The sequence below is a fragment of the Rhizobium sp. SAFR-030 genome (genome assembly GCF_059415005.1).
In genome coordinates this window covers 209,238-227,303 of record NZ_JBPFDO010000006.1, presented here as the reverse complement: position 1 = coordinate 227,303, position 18,066 = coordinate 209,238, and the positions used below count along the sequence as shown (strand labels likewise).

General features: G+C 64.4%; 18 protein-coding genes. 10 read left to right on the top strand and 8 right to left on the bottom strand.

The window, feature by feature from the left end; genetic code table 11:
• Nucleotides 1-30 precede the first annotated feature (30 nt).
• The gene (locus ACR65N_RS19160) at nucleotides 31-1,245 is read right to left on the bottom strand and encodes a ubiquinone biosynthesis hydroxylase (RefSeq protein ID WP_440458291.1); all 1,215 of its coding nucleotides are present in this window, start codon (nucleotides 1,243-1,245) and stop codon (nucleotides 31-33) included.
• 86 nt (nucleotides 1,246-1,331) lie between these two features.
• Here ACR65N_RS19160 and tesB point away from each other — a divergent pair, with 86 nt between their 5' ends.
• From tesB to ACR65N_RS19125, 7 genes are all read left to right on the top strand, one after another.
• Nucleotides 1,332-2,216, top strand: a complete 885-nt coding sequence (gene tesB / locus ACR65N_RS19155) for an acyl-CoA thioesterase II (protein ID WP_440458290.1) — start codon at nucleotides 1,332-1,334, stop codon at nucleotides 2,214-2,216.
• Nucleotides 2,217-2,441: 225 nt separating this feature from the next.
• On the top strand, nucleotides 2,442-2,780 hold the full coding sequence (locus ACR65N_RS19150; protein WP_430307640.1) for a P-II family nitrogen regulator: 339 nt from the start codon (nucleotides 2,442-2,444) through the stop codon (nucleotides 2,778-2,780).
• A 29-nt stretch (nucleotides 2,781-2,809) separates the two neighbouring features.
• The gene (locus ACR65N_RS19145) at nucleotides 2,810-4,231 is read left to right on the top strand and encodes an ammonium transporter (protein ID WP_440458289.1); all 1,422 of its coding nucleotides are present in this window, start codon (nucleotides 2,810-2,812) and stop codon (nucleotides 4,229-4,231) included.
• Between the two features lie 232 nt (nucleotides 4,232-4,463).
• Entirely contained in the window at nucleotides 4,464-7,124 is a 2,661-nt protein-coding gene (locus ACR65N_RS19140; RefSeq protein ID WP_440458288.1) for an FtsK/SpoIIIE family DNA translocase, read from the top strand.
• A gap of 67 nt (nucleotides 7,125-7,191) precedes the next feature.
• On the top strand, nucleotides 7,192-7,842 hold the full coding sequence (locus tag ACR65N_RS19135; RefSeq protein ID WP_430307637.1) for an outer membrane lipoprotein carrier protein LolA: 651 nt from the start codon (nucleotides 7,192-7,194) through the stop codon (nucleotides 7,840-7,842).
• A 156-nt stretch (nucleotides 7,843-7,998) separates the two neighbouring features.
• Nucleotides 7,999-8,799: an exodeoxyribonuclease III gene (locus ACR65N_RS19130; protein ID WP_440458287.1), complete on the top strand. Its 801-nt coding sequence runs from the start codon at nucleotides 7,999-8,001 to the stop codon at nucleotides 8,797-8,799.
• 115 nt (nucleotides 8,800-8,914) lie between these two features.
• Nucleotides 8,915-9,373 (top strand): DUF421 domain-containing protein, encoded by a 459-nt coding sequence (locus ACR65N_RS19125; RefSeq protein ID WP_440458286.1) that lies wholly within the window; start codon nucleotides 8,915-8,917, stop codon nucleotides 9,371-9,373.
• Between the two features lie 24 nt (nucleotides 9,374-9,397).
• Here the strand turns inward: ACR65N_RS19125 and ACR65N_RS19120 are convergent, their stop codons facing one another.
• On the bottom strand, nucleotides 9,398-9,853 hold the full coding sequence (locus ACR65N_RS19120) for a cyclic nucleotide-binding domain-containing protein (RefSeq protein WP_430307635.1): 456 nt from the start codon (nucleotides 9,851-9,853) through the stop codon (nucleotides 9,398-9,400).
• A 12-nt stretch (nucleotides 9,854-9,865) separates the two neighbouring features.
• Nucleotides 9,866-10,549 (bottom strand): response regulator transcription factor, encoded by a 684-nt coding sequence (locus ACR65N_RS19115; protein ID WP_430307634.1) that lies wholly within the window; start codon nucleotides 10,547-10,549, stop codon nucleotides 9,866-9,868.
• A 128-nt stretch (nucleotides 10,550-10,677) separates the two neighbouring features.
• Here ACR65N_RS19115 and ACR65N_RS19110 point away from each other — a divergent pair, with 128 nt between their 5' ends.
• Nucleotides 10,678-11,226, top strand: coding sequence for a L,D-transpeptidase family protein (locus tag ACR65N_RS19110; protein ID WP_440458285.1), 549 nt, complete (start codon nucleotides 10,678-10,680; stop codon nucleotides 11,224-11,226).
• Nucleotides 11,227-11,228: 2 nt separating this feature from the next.
• Here ACR65N_RS19110 and ACR65N_RS19105 read toward each other — a convergent pair whose 3' ends face one another.
• Both ACR65N_RS19105 and leuC read right to left on the bottom strand, forming a co-directional pair.
• Nucleotides 11,229-12,056: a DMT family transporter gene (locus ACR65N_RS19105; protein WP_440458284.1), complete on the bottom strand. Its 828-nt coding sequence runs from the start codon at nucleotides 12,054-12,056 to the stop codon at nucleotides 11,229-11,231.
• A 219-nt stretch (nucleotides 12,057-12,275) separates the two neighbouring features.
• Entirely contained in the window at nucleotides 12,276-13,685 is a 1,410-nt protein-coding gene (leuC, locus tag ACR65N_RS19100) for a 3-isopropylmalate dehydratase large subunit (RefSeq protein WP_440458283.1), read from the bottom strand.
• Nucleotides 13,686-14,024: 339 nt separating this feature from the next.
• On the opposite strand from leuC, the gene ACR65N_RS19095 reads away from it, so the two are divergent.
• A complete protein-coding gene (locus ACR65N_RS19095; RefSeq protein ID WP_440458282.1) occupies nucleotides 14,025-15,311 on the top strand; it encodes an MFS transporter in 1,287 nt (428 codons plus the stop codon).
• A 96-nt stretch (nucleotides 15,312-15,407) separates the two neighbouring features.
• Here the strand turns inward: ACR65N_RS19095 and rplS are convergent, their stop codons facing one another.
• Nucleotides 15,408-15,965, bottom strand: coding sequence for a 50S ribosomal protein L19 (gene rplS / locus ACR65N_RS19090; RefSeq protein WP_430307629.1), 558 nt, complete (start codon nucleotides 15,963-15,965; stop codon nucleotides 15,408-15,410).
• Nucleotides 15,966-16,245: 280 nt separating this feature from the next.
• On the opposite strand from rplS, the gene ACR65N_RS19085 reads away from it, so the two are divergent.
• Entirely contained in the window at nucleotides 16,246-16,992 is a 747-nt protein-coding gene (locus ACR65N_RS19085; RefSeq protein ID WP_440458281.1) for a sulfite exporter TauE/SafE family protein, read from the top strand.
• A 17-nt stretch (nucleotides 16,993-17,009) separates the two neighbouring features.
• Here the strand turns inward: ACR65N_RS19085 and ACR65N_RS19080 are convergent, their stop codons facing one another.
• Both ACR65N_RS19080 and trmD read right to left on the bottom strand, forming a co-directional pair.
• A complete protein-coding gene (locus ACR65N_RS19080; protein WP_430307627.1) occupies nucleotides 17,010-17,372 on the bottom strand; it encodes a DUF4260 domain-containing protein in 363 nt (120 codons plus the stop codon).
• On the bottom strand, nucleotides 17,372-18,064 hold the full coding sequence (gene trmD / locus ACR65N_RS19075) for a tRNA (guanosine(37)-N1)-methyltransferase TrmD (protein WP_440458280.1): 693 nt from the start codon (nucleotides 18,062-18,064) through the stop codon (nucleotides 17,372-17,374). The genes ACR65N_RS19080 and trmD overlap by 1 nt, the downstream gene beginning before the upstream one ends.
• Nucleotides 18,065-18,066: the final 2 nt, after the last annotated feature.

The window sequence follows — 18,066 nt, the reverse complement described above, 5'->3', positions numbered from 1 at the left end:
GAACGACGCTCTCTCGCCCAGCCCGGACGATCAGATCGTCCGGCCTTCCAGCAGGCGCGGAAGGTTCTTCGCCTTCGTGCCGGCCGCCTCGCCGATGAAGAAGGATTTGAGCCGCGGCAGACGCTCGACCATGCCAAGCCCCAGATCCCGTGCGATGCGGATCGGCGTGATGTCATTGGAGAACAGCCTGTTCAGCACGTCGGTGGTTACCCCCATGCGGAAGGTGTCGAAGCGCCGCCATTCCTGGTAGCGCTCGAGAATGTTGAGGGCGCCGATATCGAGGCCGAGGCGATCCGCCTCGACCACGGTTTCGGCCAGTGCCGCGACATCCTTGAAGCCGAGGTTGAGGCCCTGCCCGGAAATCGGGTGGATGCCGTGCGCGGCATCGCCGGCAAGCGCCAGGCGCGGTGCGACGAAGGCACGCGACAGCGTCAGCCCCAGCGGAAACGCCTTGCGCCCACCAACCACCGTCAGCGCACCGAGCTTGTAGCCGAAGCGGCGCTGCAGTTCCTCCTCGAAGAACAGGTCGTCGGAGGCCACCAGCCGGTCTGCATCGGCGGTGCGCTCGGTCCAGACGAGCGAGGAGCGGTTGCCGGTGAGCGGCAGGATGGCGAAAGGCCCCGACGGCAGGAAGTGTTCCTCGGCGCAGCCCTCGTGCGGGCGCTCGTGCTCGACGGTGGTGACGATGCCCGACTGGCCGTAATCCCAGTGAACCGTCTTGATGCCGGCCATGTCGCGCAGTTTCGAGCGCACCCCGTCACATGCGACGACGAGCCGGGTGTCGATCTTCTCGCCGTTCGACAGGATCAGCGAAGCGCAGTTCGGGCCGGCGACAAAGCCGGTCGCCGAGGCGCCGTGGCGGATGCGGATGCCGAGCCGTTCGCAGACACCGCGCAGCGCGCGCACCATCGCGACGTTCGGAACCATGTGTGCGAATGGCTGGCCTTCCGCCACCTCGCCGTCGAAGGTCAGGTAGACCGGGCGCACCGGATCGGATGTGCGCGAATCGGTGACGATCATCCGGTTGATCGGCTGCGACTGCGCAGCGATCTCGTCCCAGACGCCGAGCACCTGCAGCATGCGGGTCGCTGCTGCGATGATTGCTGAGGCACGCTCGTCCTTCTGCCACACGTGTTCCGGAGCCGCCTCGATCACCTCGATCGAAAGGTGAGGGGCCGCCTGCTTGGTCGCGACCGCCACCGAAAGGCCCACGTAACCGCCGCCTACGATCAGCATATCCAGCATTGCTTTGCTCCCGCCACGCTTGAGAATGGTTGAGGGGACATATAGATCATCGGATACCCTGTTCCTACCTTCGGAGACCGTGAAAAATGCCGCAGCCCTCGGATGCCGTCACGCCGATGACCGAACTCCTGCGCACGCTTGATCTGGAGCGGCTGGAGGAGAACCTGTTTCGCGGCGTCAGCCCGCAGGTCGGCTGGCAGCGCGTGTTCGGCGGCCAGGTGGTCGCACAAGCGCTGATGGCGGCGCAGCGCACCTCGGCCGACGACCGCTTCGTGCATTCGCTCCACGCCTATTTCTTGCTGCCGGGAGATCCCAAGGTGCCGATCGTCTACCAGGTGGAACGGCTGCGCGACGGCTCCAGCTTCTCGACCCGCCGGGTGACGGCGATCCAGCATGGCCGGGCGATCTTCGCGATGTCCGTGTCGCTGCAGATCGAGGAGCCTGGCTTCGAGCACCAGACGACGATGCCGCAGGTGCGCCAGCCGGAAGAGCTGATGTCGGAAAAGCGGTTCCAGGAGATGTTTCTGGCGCAGGCTCCGGAGATGGTGAAGCGCTACTGGGGGCAGAAGCGGCCGGTGGAGATCCGTCCGCTGAACCTCGTCCACTATGTCTCGGAAGAGAAGCTGAAGCCCGAGGCGCAGATCTGGGTGCGCACCACCGGCGAGGTGCCCAACGAACGGCATTACCAGGCGGCGGTTCTCGCCTACCTCTCGGACATGACGCTGCTCGACACCTCGCTTTATCCGCACGGAACGACGATCTTCCATCCGCAGGTGCAGGCCGCCAGCATCGATCATGCCATGTGGTTTCATCGACCCTGCGGGCTCGACGACTGGCTGTTGTATACGCAGGACAGTCCCAGTGCGTCAGGCGCGCGCGGCATGACGCGCGGCTCGCTCTACACGCGGTCCGGCGAGCTCGTTGCATCGGTCGCCCAGGAGGGACTGATTCGCAAACGGGCATCTGATTAAATCGCGGGCAAATCTTGAAAACTGAATGAAAAATGGGCGCCTAAATGGCGCCCATTTGCATTTCAACTTGCAGATCAGCAAAGAGATTAACGAATTCAACAACTTAAATTTGTGGCGAGAATCTGGCACGGGCCTTGAATGTAGAAGGGCAGTTGCTGCCGACGGATGTGCCGGCAGCAAGGAGGGATCGGCACTGCGCCGAGACAACAAAGGACGGGAAACCACATGAAAATCGTGATGGCCATTATCAAGCCATTCAAGCTCGATGAGGTGCGGGAAGCCCTCACGGCTGTCGGCATCCAGGGCCTGACCGTGACCGAGGTGAAGGGTTACGGTCGTCAGAAGGGTCATACCGAAATCTATCGCGGCACCGAATACGCCGTCAGCTTCCTGCCGAAGCTGAAGATCGAAATCGCAGTCGCCACCGACATGGTTGAGAAAGCCGTCGAGGCCATCGCGTCAGCCGCAAAGACCGGTCAGATCGGTGACGGAAAGATCTTCGTCTATTCGATCGAGCAGGCCGTGCGCATCCGTACCGGCGAAACCAATACCGAAGCCCTTTAAGCACGGCTGATCAGGGGAGTTCTCACACTATGCACTTCAACAAGATGTCTACTATCGGACGCCTGGGAGCCACAGCGGCGGCCCTCTTCGCGCCCGCCATCGCCTGGGCGCAGACGGCAGTCGAGCCTGCCGCCGCTGCGGCCGCGCCGGCCATGACCGTCGACAAGGGCGATACGGGCTGGATGATGGTTTCCTCCATTCTCGTCCTGCTGATGATCGTGCCGGGCCTGGCGCTGTTCTACGGTGGCCTCGTGCGCACCAAGAACATGCTCTCCGTCCTCATGCAGGTCATGATGATCGCCGCCGTGGCGATGCTCGTCTGGGTCGCCTACGGCTATTCGCTGGCCTTCACCGACGGCGGTTCGATGAACAGCTTCGTCGGCGGCTTCTCCAAGATGTTCCTCGCCGGCGTCGACACCACCACGCTGTCGGAAAGCTTCACCAAGGGTGCGGCGATTCCGGAACTGGTCTTCGTCTGCTTCCAGATGACGTTTGCCGCCATCACCCCGGCGCTGATCGTCGGTGCCTTCGCAGAACGCATCAAGTTCTCCGCGGTCATCCTGTTCACCATCCTGTGGCTGACCTTCGTCTACTTCCCGATGGCGCACATGGTCTGGTTCTGGGGCGGCCCGAGCGCCTATGACGGCCCGACCGGCCTGATCTTCGGCTTCGGCGCGATCGACTTCGCCGGCGGCACCGTGGTGCACATCAATGCCGGTATCGCCGGTCTCGTCGGCGCGATCATGGTCGGCAAGCGCACCGGCTACGGCAAGGACATGATGGCTCCGCATTCGATGACGCTGACGATGGTCGGCGCCGCGCTTCTGTGGGTCGGCTGGTTCGGCTTCAACGCCGGTTCCAACCTCGAAGCCAATGCCTACGCGGCTCTGGCCATGCTCAACACGTTCGTGGCGACCGCTGCTGCCGTGGTTGCGTGGGCTCTCGTCGAAACGCTGACGCGCGGCAAGGCCTCCATGCTGGGTGCAGCATCGGGTGCGGTTGCCGGCCTCGTCGTCGTCACGCCCGCTGCAGGCTTCGTGGGTCCGATGGGCGCCATCATCATGGGCCTCATCGTCTCGCCGGTCTGCTACTTCTTCGTCTCGACGGTGAAGAACAAGTTCGGCTACGACGACACGGCTGATGTCTTCGGCGTGCACGGCATCGGCGGCATCATCGGTGCCATCCTGACCGGCGTGTTCGTCAACCCGGCGCTTGGCGGTGCAGGCATCGTCGATTACTCGACCGCCGATTTCGCCGCCAGCTATGCCGGCACGGCGACCCAGGTCTGGGCACAGTTCAAGGGCGTCATCGTCACGGTCCTGTGGTCCGGCATCGGCTCGGCGATCCTCTACAAGATCGTCGACGTGATCGTCGGCCTGCGCGTGCCGGTGGAAGCCGAACGCGAAGGTCTCGACCTCGCCTCGCACGGCGAAGCCGCCTACCACAGCTAAAATCCTTCCTCGGGCGGCGCAATGCCGCCCGACGTCTGCTTGCGGCCTTTGCCGCTGCCTCTCGCCCGGTGCCTGCACCGGGCGTTTCTGTTTCTGGTAAAGACTTCCCTTCGACGCGTGGTTAAAGCGCCGTTAACCTCGTTCGGCTAGGCTTCCGCCTCATGGGCGCATTGCGGCGGTCCCGCCGTCGCCTCGTGCGCCCCTTCGACAACGTGAAGCGGGCAAAGACATCATGGGCAGAAGCACTTCCGCAGCAATGGCGCAGCACTCGACACGCCATGCGCTGATGACGTTCGCCATAAGGCAGGTCCTGGCGCTTGGCGGTTTCGCGCTGTTCCTCGGCCTGGCGCTGGCCGTCGCCGCGCTCGCCACCTGGAACGTCCGCGATCCGAGCTTCTCCTACGCCACCAGCAGTGCGCCGACGAACATCCTCGGTTTCCCGGGCGCTGCGTTCGCCGATCTGATGATGCAGTTCGTCGGCCTAGCCAGCATCCTCGCGCTCCTGCCGATCCTGTCCTGGGCGCTGGCGCTGATCGTCGGACGCCCGGTTACCCGGCTTCCGGCCCGCCTCGGATCCTGGGCCGCCGGTAACGTCATGGGTGCCGCGACGCTCGGCTGTTTCCCGGCGCCGCTCACATGGCCTATCCCCAACGGCATCGGCGGCGTCATCGGCGACATGATCCTGCGCTTCCCGGGCCTGTTCATCGGCACCTATCCGACCGGCACGCTGGCGATGATCCTCGGCGTCATCTGCGCCGTGCCGACCGCAGGTCTCCTGCTGTTTGCCGCAGGCCTGCTGCGCAACGAAGAGCGCGACGAAGAGGGCGACGATGCGGAAATGCCGGCGCCGGTGCGGCGCAAGGCGCACGAAGAGGCTGCCGACGAGGAGGACGACGACAGCGGCTTCGGCGGCTTCCTCGCCTTCGGCGCCATGGCCCACTACTGGTACACCGCCCAGGCCCGCATGCGCCGGCTGCTGCGCATCAAGCCGCGCTCGGCCGCTTCCTACGACGAGCCGTATGATTTCAACGAGGACGAGTTCGGCACGCTGAACGAACCCGTGCGGGCAAAGGTCCGCACCGCCGCCGGCCGTCTGGAGCCGTCGCTCGACAGCCCGATGTCAGACCTGATGGCGGCGCGCCGCAGGCTGTCGCCACCGCCGCTCAGCATCGACGGCGACGAGGACGATGACGGCATGCCGTCGACGCCCGCCGGCATCCTGCCGGACGGCGAGCCGCATTTCGACGCGGCACCGCGCACCGGTGGCGCGACCTCCAGCCGTTCCGTTCGCGTTTCTGCCCCGGCCCAGCCGCCGAAGCCCGGCCCGCGCCTGGCGCGCGATGCGCAGGCCTCGTTCATCGATCCGGACGGTTTCCAGCTGCCGTCGATGCATCTGCTGGCCGAGCCCCCCCACGCGGTGCGCGATGCGACGCTTTCGGCCGACGCGCTGGAGCAGAATGCCCGCATGCTGGAAGGCGTGCTCGAGGATTTCGGCGTCAAGGGCGAGATCATCCACGTGCGGCCAGGTCCGGTCGTCACCCTCTACGAACTGGAGCCGGCGCCTGGCATCAAGTCGTCGCGCGTCATCGGTCTGGCCGACGACATCGCCCGGTCGATGAGCGCGATCGCTGCCCGCGTCGCCGTGGTCCCGGGCCGCAATGCGATCGGCATCGAGCTGCCGAACCAGACGCGCGAAACCGTCTACCTGCGCGAGATGATCGCCAGCCGTGATTTCGATACCAGCAAGGCGAAGCTCGCCATGGCGCTGGGCAAGACGATCGGCGGCGAACCTGTCATCGCCGATCTCGCCAAGATGCCGCATCTGCTGGTCGCCGGCACCACCGGCTCGGGCAAGTCCGTCGCCATCAACACGATGATCCTGTCGCTGCTTTACAGGCTGTCGCCCGAGCAGTGCCGGCTGATCATGATCGACCCGAAGATGCTGGAACTTTCCGTCTATGACGGCATTCCGCATCTCCTGTCCCCCGTCGTCACCGACCCGAAGAAGGCGGTGGTGGCGCTGAAGTGGACGGTCCGCGAGATGGAGGAGCGCTACAAGAAGATGTCGAAGATCGGCGTTCGCAACATCGATGGCTTCAACAGCCGGGTGGAGCAGGCGATCGCCAAGGGCGAGGTGCTGACGCGCACCGTACAGACCGGCTTCGACCGCCAGACCGGCGAAGCGATGTACGAAACGGAAGAGTTCGACCTGAAGCCGATCCCCTATATCGTCGTCATCATCGACGAGATGGCCGATCTGATGATGGTCGCCGGCAAGGATATCGAAGGCGCCGTGCAGCGGCTGGCGCAGATGGCTCGCGCCGCCGGCATCCACGTGATCATGGCGACCCAGCGTCCGTCGGTCGACGTCATCACCGGTACGATCAAGGCCAACTTCCCGACCCGGATTTCCTTCCAGGTCACGTCGAAGATCGACAGCCGCACCATTCTGGGCGAGCAGGGCGCCGAACAGCTGCTCGGCATGGGCGACATGCTGTACATGGCCGGCGGTGGGCGTATCCAGCGCGTCCACGGGCCGTTCGTCTCCGACAACGAGGTGGAGGAGATCGTTTCCTACCTGAAGAGCCAAGGGTCGCCGCAGTATCTCGATGCGATCACCGCCGACGACGATGATGACGGCGAGGGCGGCAGCGGTCCGGCCGGCACCGGCAATCTTTCCGACTCCGACGATCCGTACGATCAGGCGGTTGCCATCGTCCTGCGTGACGGAAAGGCATCGACGTCCTATATCCAGCGCAGGCTCGGCATCGGCTATAACCGTGCCGCCTCGCTGATCGAGCGGATGGAGCAGGAGGGCCTGATCGGGCCTGCCAACCACGCCGGAAAGCGGGAGATCCTGGTTCCGACGGAGGCCGATATCATCGAGCGGTAACAGTGCCTGGCGGCCACGAAGCCGCCGCCTTTGGCCGCAATAAGACGCGTTAAGGAGATTTTGACACATGACGATCCGTGCGCCACAGAAAGACTGCGTTTCGCAGGCCCGCCGCCAGGTTCTTGCCGGGCTTGCAGGTCTTGCGGCCGGCAGCCTGGTGGGCATGCCTTCCGCACTCGCCCAGGCCGCAGCCGGCCCGGCGGCGCAGAAGATTGCCGACCACTTTTCCTCGGTGAAGACGATGATGGGTGAGTTCGTCCAGTTCGGCCCGCGCGGCGAACAGACGGGCGGCAAGTTCTTCATCGAGCGTCCCGGCAAGCTGCGTTTCAATTTCGAGGATCCGTCGCCGATCCGCGTTATCGCCGACGGAAAGAACGTCGTCATCGGCAATCTCAAGCTGAAGACCTGGGATCTCTATCCGCTGTCGAAGACGCCGCTCAGCCTGCTGCTCGCTGACCGCATCGACCTGTCGAACCAGATGGTCCGCGATGTGAAGCAGGAATCCGATCTCACCACCATCGTGCTCGGCAACAAGACGGTGTTCGGCGATTCGACGATCACCATGATGTTCGATCCGAAGACCTTCGACCTGCGCCAGTGGACGATCAGCGACCTGCAGAACAAGGACACGTCGGTGATGATCTACAATGTCCAGTCGGGCGTCCGCTTCGACGACAAGGTCTTCACCATCCCCTACGACGAAGTCCACAAGCTCTGATTTGTCATAAGCCCGATCCGGATGATCGGGTTTTACCGCAACGCGGTGATTTATCCGGTGGCGACCTGCGCGGCGGACATCTTCCGCCTCGATCGCCCTTGCCCTTTACCTGCCTGACGCTCTAAACCTCGGCGCATCACGTCGAGGTTTCTCCCCATGAGCTTTTCCGTCACCACCTGGAACATCAATTCCGTGCGCCTGCGGCTGCCGATCGTCGAGCAGTTCATCGTACGCGAGAAGCCTGACATCCTGTGCCTGCAGGAGATCAAGTGCCGGGCGGAGGAGTTTCCGCTCGAGCCACTGAAGGCCATGGGCTATCCGTACATCATCCTGCACGGGCAGAAGGGCTATCACGGCGTGGCGACCATCTCCAAGGTGCCACTGATCGAGGACCACCGGCAGGATTACTGCGGCGTCGGCGATGCCCGGCACATCTCGGCAATCTTCGAGCGTGGCGGACGCCGCATCCGCATCCATAACTTCTACGTGCCGGCCGGCGGCGACGAACCGGACCGGTCGATCAACCCGAAATTCGGCCACAAGCTGGATTTCGTCGAGGAGATGAAGGCACTGCGGGCCGACATGCCGGGGGCCTCGTCGATCCTCGTCGGCGACCTCAACATCGCGCCGCTCGAAAACGATGTCTGGTCGCACAAGCAGATGCTGAAGATCGTCAGCCATACGCCGGTGGAAACCGAAGGCCTGACCGCGATCATGGAAAAGGGCGGCTGGATCGACCTGATGCGCCAGCACGTGCCGGCGTCGGAAAAGCTCTACACCTGGTGGAGCTACCGGGCGAAGGACTGGGAAGCGGCTAACCGCGGCCGCCGGCTCGACCATATCTGGTCGTCCGCCGATCTCGGTCCGGCGCTCGACAAGATCGAGGTGCTGAAGGAAGCCCGCGGCTGGAACCGCCCGTCCGACCACGTGCCGGTGACGGCACGGTTCAAGTTCTGACGGAGGGTTGGTCGCCCTTGCGAAAGCCGTCCAGCCGATCAAGGAACATCACCCTCCGCGTCGAGTTCCCGAACCAGATGGTTTTGGGAAAGGATGATGGATGGGCTTGGAGGGAATGTTCTTTCAAGGGTGGTCCGGCATTGCCCGGACGGTGATCGTCGGCGTGCTTGCCTACGTGGTTCTGGTGCTGTTTCTGCGGATTTCCGGCAAGCGGACCCTAGCAAAGCTGAACGCTTTCGATCTGGTCGTGACGGTTGCGCTTGGATCGACGCTTTCTGCCATCCTGCTGCAGGAGAGCATCGCACTGGCCGAGGGGATAACGGCCCTGGCCCTGTTGATCGGCTTGCAGTACCTCGTGACGTTCGTCTCCGTCCGTTCGGAGGATGCCGCAAAGCTCATCCGGTCGGAGCCGACGCTGCTGGTCCGACAGGGGGCTCTGTGCAATGGCGCAATGCGCAGGCAGAGAATAACCGAGGGTGAGATCCTGAGCGCGGTTCGCGCGAACGGCCACGAAGGCCTTGAGAAGGTGCAGGCTGTCGTGCTCGAGAGCGACGGGTCGCTCAGCGTCATCTGACACTGGCGTCGCCGGCGTGTTGTTTCAGGCAAACCGTCCCGACATCGCCTGTGCGGCCTTGGCCAGCGCCACGAGATTTTCCTTGATGCGCGCCTCGAGCAGGCGGGCCACCGCGGGATACTCTTCGAGCAGGCGATGGAAGAGCGTGCGCGGCACGCGTAGCACCTCGCCGTCCTCTGCGGCAACGGCGGTGAACTTGCGTTCCACCATCGTCACCAGCGCCAGTTCGGACAGCAACGTGCCGGGACCGACCGAGCTGTTCAGCTCCGCCAGCCCGTCGCGCCCTTCGGTATAGAGGTCGAAGCGGCCGCGCGAGACGACAAAGGCGCATTCGGCCGGCGAATGTTCGCGAAACAGCGCCTGTCCCTTGCCGATATTGCGACGCTCCGCACCGAAGGCGACCAGCCGAAGCTGGTCGTCGTCGAGGCCCTGGAAGAGCGGCACCTGCGAGAGAAGCCTGATGTCGTCGCTGAGCGCCATGCCCGCCTCGGGTTAGGGGACGATCTTGTAGCCGCCGTTTTCGGTCACCAGGATCTCGGCGCTGGACGGATCCCGCTCGATCTTCTGGCGCAGCCGGTACACATGGGTCTCCAGCGTGTGCGTCGTGACGCCGGAATTGTAGCCCCACACTTCTTCCAGCAGCACGTCGCGGGTCACGACCTTCTGGCCGGCCCGGTAGAGATAGCGGATGATCGCCGCTTCCTTCTCCGTCAGCCGGATCTTCTTGCCGTCGTCGGTGGTCAGCAGCTTCTGGCTCGGCTTGAACAGATAGGGGCCGACAGTGAAGGTCGCATCCTCGCTCTGCTCGTACTGGCGAAGCTGGGCCCGCATGCGCGCCAGAAGCACCGCGAAGCGGAACGGCTTGGTGACATAGTCGTTGGCGCCGGCCTCGAGGCCGAGAATGGTATCGCTGTCGGTGTCGTGACCGGTCAGCATGATGATCGGCGCCTTGAAGCCGCCCTTGCGCAACAGTTTCACCGCTTCGCGACCATCCATGTCCGGCAGGCCGACATCCATGATCAGGAGGTCGATCTGGCGCGATTTGGCGGTGGCGATTGCCTTGCTGGCATTCGGCTCCTGCAGCAGGCTGAATTCCTCATAGAGGGAAAGCTGCTCGATCAGCGTTCCACGCAGATCGTCGTCGTCGTCCACCAGCAGTACGGTGCGTGCGGCCATGCCGTCCGTGCCCTTTCTCTTTCCCTGCCGTCATCCTGTCAGACAGGCTTCACAGGTCCTTCGATGTAAGTCCGATCATGCTATGAATTCAAACAAAATCATCTTCAAAGCAAAATCATGTGAGAAAAATGGCATCGAGTCGCAAGAAGTTGAGAGGTGGGCCATCGACGCTCGTGGTTCGTGCGTCTCCGGGAAACCGCAGCCGGGCGATCGTCCAGTGCGGCCCGCTGACCTTTGCGGCGGCCATCGGCCGGAGCGGTCGCACCGCGCTGAAGCGCGAGGGAGACGGTGCAACGCCGATCGCGGCGATGAAGTTGCTCTCCGGTTTCGTGCGCGGCGACCGAGGTCCCCTGCCGAAGACAGCGCTGCCGATGCGGCGCATCCGCCCCGACATGCTGTGGTGCGACCAGCCGGAGCATCCGTCCTACAACCGTCTTGTGAGGGCGCCGTTCAGGCCGAGCCACGAGGAGATGCAGCGTAGCGACGGCCTCTACGATATCTGCCTCGTCATGGACTGGAACGTCACGGCGCGCAAACGCTACGGTGGCTCGGCGATCTTCTTCCACCTGATCCGCCCGGGCTACGAGCCGACCGCCGGCTGCGTCGCGGTCAGACTTCGCGACATGCGCCGGCTGCTCGCCGTCATGCGACGGGGCACCGTGGTGCGGGTTGTCTAGCGTCAGCGGCCGATGACGATCCCGCCGGCCGCAACGATCACGCAGGCGATGACGCGTCGCGGCGTCAGCGTCTCTCCGAGGAACAGCCGACCGATCAGCATGGCGAAGACGACGCTTGTCTCGCGGATGGCGGTGATCGGGCCTGCCGGTCCGAGCGAGTAGGCGATGATCACCACTCCATAGGCGATCAGCACGAAGATCCCGCCGCCCAGCGCCTTCCAGGTCTCGCGGTGGTGAAGGTCGATCGCCAGCCTGCCGCGCATGACAAGATAGGCGAGGATCAGCAGCATACCGTAGGTGAACAGCACCCAGGCCGCATAGGCGCGCGGATCGGAGACGTGCCGCACGCCGTTCGAATCGACCGTAGCATAGGTGGCGATGATCAGGCCGGTCAGCAGCGCCCAGAGGATGGACGAGGTCGGCGCGCGCACCTTGCCGAGCGACAGGCTCATGATGCCGAGCGCGATCAGCGCCACGCCGAGCAACTGTTCGGGTGCCAGCAGTTGGCCCGTCAGCACGCCACCCAGGGTCACCAGCAGCGGCACCGAGCCGCGCACGACGGGATAAACCTGGCTCAGGTCGCCGTGCCGGTAGGCCGCCACCAGAAACAGGCTGTAGGCCACCTGGAGGATGGAGGAGGCTGCGATATAGGCAAAGCCTGTCGGCGTCGGGAGCGGCAGCCACAGCATCACCGGGATGGCGCAGACGATCCCCGTCACGCCCATCACCGTGATCGACCACAGCCTGTCGGCTCCGGAGCGCAGGAAGGCGTTCCAGCTTGCATGCAGGACGGCCGCGGTCAGTGCCAGCGCGATGACGGTCAGGCTCATCGGGTCATTGCCCCGCATTTGCGGGCAAGGCAGAAAGAGGTTGTGTTGGGCGGCATGCGGGAACCGGTTCGAAAGCCTCCACCGTAGAGCTGTGCCGGCGCCAGTCAATGACCCGTTCCGCGCATCCGTGATCAGCAGCCAGGACGGCGTAAGAAAGCCGCCGGACGCTTTCGCATCCGGCGGCTCGAGTGTCCTGCAGGCTCTAAGCCGTGCCTGTCGTCACTTCCACTCGCGGATATCGACGAAGTGCCCGGTGACGGCGGCGGCCGCCGCCATGGCCGGCGAGACGAGGTGGGTGCGGCCCTTGAAACCCTGGCGGCCCTCGAAGTTGCGGTTCGAGGTGGAGGCGCAGCGCTCGCCCGGCTTCAGCCGGTCGTCGTTCATCGCCAGGCACATGGAGCAGCCCGGCTCGCGCCACTCGAAGCCGGCGTCGAGGAAGATCCGGTCGAGGCCTTCCGCTTCCGCCTGTTCCTTGACGATGCCGGAGCCCGGAACGACCATCGCAGACACGGTCGGCGCGACGCGGCGCCCGTCGACGACGGCTGCCGCTGCCCGCAGGTCTTCGATGCGGCCATTGGTGCACGAGCCGATGAACACGCGGTCGACGGGGATGTCGGTGATCTTCGTTCCCGGCTTCAGGCCCATGTAGTCGAGCGCCCGCCACTTGGAGGTCCGCTTGTTCTCGTCGGCGATTTCGTCCGGGTTGGGCACGACGCCTTGAACGGAGATGACGTCTTCCGGCGACGAGCCCCAGGACACGATCGGCGGCAGGGCGGCCGCATCGAGAACGACGACCTTGTCGTAATGGGCGCCTTCGTCGGTCTGCAGCGTTTTCCAGTAGTCGACCGCCATGTCCCACGCCTGGCCCTTCGGGGCGCGTGGCTTGTTCTTGATGTAGGAGAAGGTGGTCGCGTCCGGTGCGATGAGGCCGGCGCGGGCGCCACCCTCGATCGTCATGTTGCAGATCGTCATGCGGCCTTCCATCGACAGCGCGCGGATTGCCTCGCCGGCAAACTCGATGACGTGGCCGGTGCCGCCGGCGGTGCCGATCTCGCCGATGATGGCGAGAATGATGTCCTTGGCGGTGACGCCCGGCGGCAGCTGGCCGTCGACACGCACCAGCATGTTCTTCGCCTTCTTCTGCACCAGCGTCTGGGTGGCCAGAACATGCTCGACCTCCGACGTGCCGATGCCGTGCGCCAAGGCTCCGAAGGCGCCGTGCGTCGAGGTGTGGCTGTCACCGCAGACGATCGTCATGCCGGGCAGGGTGAAGCCCTGTTCCGGGCCAACGATGTGGACGATGCCCTGGCGGACGTCCTTTTCGGAGTAGTATTCGACGCCGAAGTCAGCGGCGTTCTGGGCGAGCGCCTCGACCTGGATGCGGCTTTCCTCGTTCTTGATGCCCTCGTGGCGGTCGGCGGTGGTCGGCACGTTGTGGTCGACGACGGCGAGCGTCTTTTCCGGCGCCCGGACCTGACGCCCGGCAAGCCTCAGGCCTTCGAACGCCTGGGGGCTCGTCACCTCATGCACGAGGTGACGATCGATGTAGAGAAGACAGGTGCCGGTCTCGTCCTGGCTGACGATGTGGTCGTCCCAGATCTTGTCGTAGAGGGTGCGGGGTGCGCTCATGGCTGCCATCCGTTGATGTCGAAGAAAAAAGGGAATTGAAGGCTCGGCAGAAAATGCTGCCGGCAAAAGGCCTGCTCAGCGCGTCCGAAGTCGGCTGTACAGGGCGCCGGATACGCGCGCGAAAAATCGTGCCGGCAGACGCTTATGGTCCTGCAGCACGATGAACTGGTTCGCGAGGCATCCGAATTTCGATCCCATGTGGCGTTATTTAGCAGTTTTCCGGCAGCCCGGCAATTGCACTTTCGCCCCTGTAAGCTCCGTCACTTGTCGCCCGTCCGGCCTCCGCTAATTTCCTCGGAAGACGGTGCGCGGCACCGCGTTTGTCCTGGAGTGACTCCATTGGTTTCCGAAAAAAATCTGATCGCCAAGATCACATGGCGGCTCATGCCATTTCTGGGCTTTCTCTACCTGATCGCCTACATCGACCGCCAGAACGTCAGCTTCGCCAAGCTGCAGATGGTCGATGCGCTGGGTCTGAGCGAATACGCTTACGGGCTCGGCGCGTCGCTGTTCTTCATCGGCTACTTCCTCTTCGAGGTGCCGAGCAACCTGTTCCTCAGCCGCTTCGGTGCCAGCAAATGGTTTGCCCGGATCATGGTCTCGTGGGGCATCGTCACCATCGCGCTTGCCTATACCAGCAGCCCGACGATGTTCTATATCCTGCGCTTCCTGCTCGGCGTTGCGGAAGCCGGGTTCTTCCCGGGCGTGCTGTACCTGCTCACCCTGTGGTTCCCGAAGGACTATCGCGGCCGCATGGTCGGCCTGTTCATGATCTTCAGCGCGCTTGCCAACGCGATCGGTGCGCCGCTCGGTGGCATGCTGCTCGATCTCGACGGCCTCTTCGGCTACGCGGGCTGGGAGTGGGTGTTCCTCGCCACCGGCGTTCCGGCAGTGATTGCCGGCATCGTGACCTTCTTCTATCTCGACGATACGCCGGCCAAGGCAAAATTCCTCAGCGCCGACGAGAAGCGCTGGCTGGAAGAGCGCCTGGCCTCGGAAAATGCCGGCATGGCAGAGGATGCCGACAACGGTTTCCGCGCGCTCCTTAACCCGCGCGTCCTGTTGATGGCGCTCTGCTACATCGGCTTCCCGCTTGCCGCCTATGGCCTCAGCTACTGGCTGCCTACCATCGTCAAGGGGTTCGGCGTCTCCAACACCGTCAACGGCTTCATCAACATCATTCCGTGGGTAATCGTCGCGCTGGCGCTATGGCTGGTGCCGAGCGCTGCCGACAAGACGGAGAACAAGACGCCCTACATCGTCGGTCCGGCGTTCGTCGGCGCGCTCTGCCTGCTGCTTTCTGCGGTGATCTCGGTCCCGGTGGTGCAGTTCGCGCTGCTGTGCGTCGCGGCTGCCGGTATCTTCGCCGGCCAGCCGGTGTTCTGGAGCCTTCCGGGGCGCTTCCTCAAGGGAGCCGGGGCGGCCGCCGGTATCGCGGCGATCAATTCTGTCGGCAATCTCGGCGGCTTCATCGCCCAGAACGTCGTGCCGTGGATCCGCGATGCGACCGGCAGCACGATCGCGCCGATGTTCTTCCTGTCCGCCTGCCTGGCGATGGCCGGCGTGCTGGTCATTGTCGTCGGCCGCATGCTGGCCCGCCACGGCCGGCCCTCGGTGCAGTCCTAGCGCACGGCACTGATCCGGGCCGGCGCGGTCCTAACGAAAGACAACAAAAAAGGCGGCTCCGGGAGCCGCCTTTTCAATGGGTGGAAACTTCGCGTCTTATTCGGCGGAAGCTTCTGCAGCCGTTGCGGCTTCTGCTTCAGCCTTGGCTGCTGCTTCGGCTTCGGCCTTGGCGGCTGCCTCTGCTGCTGCCTTTTCGGCCGCCAGCGCCTGTGCTGCTGCAACCTTTTCGGCTTCCAGACGTGCACGCTCTTCAGCGGCAGCCGTACGCTCGGCTTCGTTCAGCTTGCGGGTACGGGTGTTGGTGTTCTCGACGATACGAGCCGACTTGCCGCGACGATCGCGCAGGTAGTACAGCTTGGCGCGACGGACCTTACCGCGGCGGACGACTTCGACGCTCTCGACGAGCGGCGAGTAGACCGGGAATACGCGCTCGACGCCTTCGCCGTAGGAAATCTTGCGGACAGTGAAGCTTTCGTTGATGCCGCCGCCGGAACGGGCGATGCAAACGCCTTCGTAGGCCTGCACGCGGGTACGGTTGCCTTCGCGAACCGTGACGTTGACGCGCAGCGTGTCGCCCGGGGAGAATTCCGGAAGCGTACGCTTGGCTTCGATCTTGGCAGCCTGTTCGGCTTCCAGCTGCTGGATGATGTTCATCGGTCTAACCTCTAATTTTTCTCAAACAGCCAGAGCGCTCAACATCGTATCCTTGGGACGTGCCGCGGGATCGTGCCACTGGGGCAGGAGCGAATTCGCCATTCTTTGCTTGCTGGTCGACGGGAGTATCTCCCATGTCCGCGTGGGCAGTTACACGAAAGCGCAGGCTTTGTCACCCCCTTTGCGGCCGGCGGTGGTGTGAAAGATATCGCCTGCCGCCCCTTGTCCGACCGGTGCTTCGCGGATATCTGCTCGGCCAAGGCGTTTGGGAGGACACCGGATGACATTGGCAATGATCGGGCTGCTGTTCGTGGCGGGCTTCCTGTCCGGCGCCGTCAACGCGATTGCCGGCGGCGGCACGTTCCTGACGTTCGGCGCCCTGACGCTTGCCGGGCTGCCGCCGATCTCGGCCAATGCCACCTCCTCCATCGCTCAGTTTCCCGGATATGTCACCTCGACGCTCGCCTACCGGCACGAGATCGCCAAGATGTGGCGCGGCGCCGTCGTGCTCACCATCGCCTCGTTGCTCGGCGGGCTCGGCGGTGCACTGATCCTGCTGGCGCTCGACAATCCCTCGTTCCGGGCCATGGTGCCTTGGTTGCTGATGGCGGCCACCGCGCTGTTTGCTGCCGGGCCGCTGCTCAAGCCGAAGGCCAGCGAGGAACGCGCCACGAACAGCCTGCCAAGCATCCTCGGCCAGTTTCTCACCGCCGTCTATGGCGGCTTCTTCGGCGCCGGCATGGGCATCATGATGCTGGCGGTGCTGGGGCTGACGACCGGCGGCGGCTATCACCACCTGAACGCGTTGAAGAACCTGCTCGCCACCGTCATTGCCGCCATGGCGCTGCTGGTGTTCATCGGCGGCGGCGTGGTCGGCTGGCCGCAGGCGGTGGTGATGATCCCGGCCGTGGCTGCCGGAGGCTGGGCCGGCGTCTGGCTTGCGCGCCGGGTGCCGCAGACGATCATGCGGGTTCTGGTGGTGGCCGTCGGCATCGCGCTGACGATCTACTACTTCGTCACCGACTGACGGCACGCGGATCGATCCTAGTCCTGCCTGCCGCCGCCGATCCGCCCGAGATGCGTCTCGTGAAATCCGCTCGTCCGCTTCAGCCCGTAGCCGCACATGCGATCGAAGGCGATGTGGAAGACCCAGATGAGCGCCACCGGAACCGCCAGGTCCCAGCCCGCCAGATAGCCCACCGCCAGTAACAGGCCCGGGGCGACGAACGTGTGGACGATATTGTAGGCCATGGCGCCGGTGCGCGGGCCGAAAACATAGCCGAGCATCGAGAGGTCGGGCACCAGGACCAGCAGCAGGAACAGGCGCCAGCCGGCGCCGCCGTTCCAGTAGAGGGCGAGGGCGACGAGCGCGATCGCCAGGTGTTCAAGCCTGAGAAGCAGCGTCATCAGACGTCTGCCGTTCGCTTCGCCAGAAGGTCGGGCCGGCGCTCCGCCGTCAGCTTTTGCGCTTCCGCCTGCCGCCACTTGTCGATCGCCGCGTGGTTGCCGGAGGTCAGGACCGGCGGGATGGTGCGGCCCTCGAATTCCTGCGGACGCGTGTAGTGCGGATGCTCCAGCAGCCCAGTCTCGAAGCTCTCATGGGTGCCGGAAGCATCGTTGCCCATGACGCCGGGAAGGATGCGGACGACCGCATCGAGGAGCGTCAGGGCGGCCGGCTCGCCGCCGGAAAGGATGTAGTCGCCGACAGAGACTTCCTCGAGCCCGCGGGCATCGATCACCCGCTGGTCGACCCCCTCGAAACGGCCGCAGACGATCACCACGCCATCCCCATCCGCCAGTTCACGCACCCGCTTCTGCGTCAGCGGGCGGCCGCGCGGGCTCATCAGCAGTCTCGGCCGCGGATCGGCAGCGACCGAATCGATCGCCTTGGCAAGGATATCGGGTTTCAGGACCATGCCGGCGCCGCCGCCGGCCGGCGTGTCGTCGACCGTGCGGTGGCGGTCATCGGCGAATTCGCGGATCTGCACCGTCTCCAGCGACCACTGGCCACGCTCAATCGCCTTGCCGGCCAGCGAATGGCCGAGATGGCCGGGAAACATGTCCGGGTAGAGCGTCAGGATGGTGGTGCGGAAGGGCATGG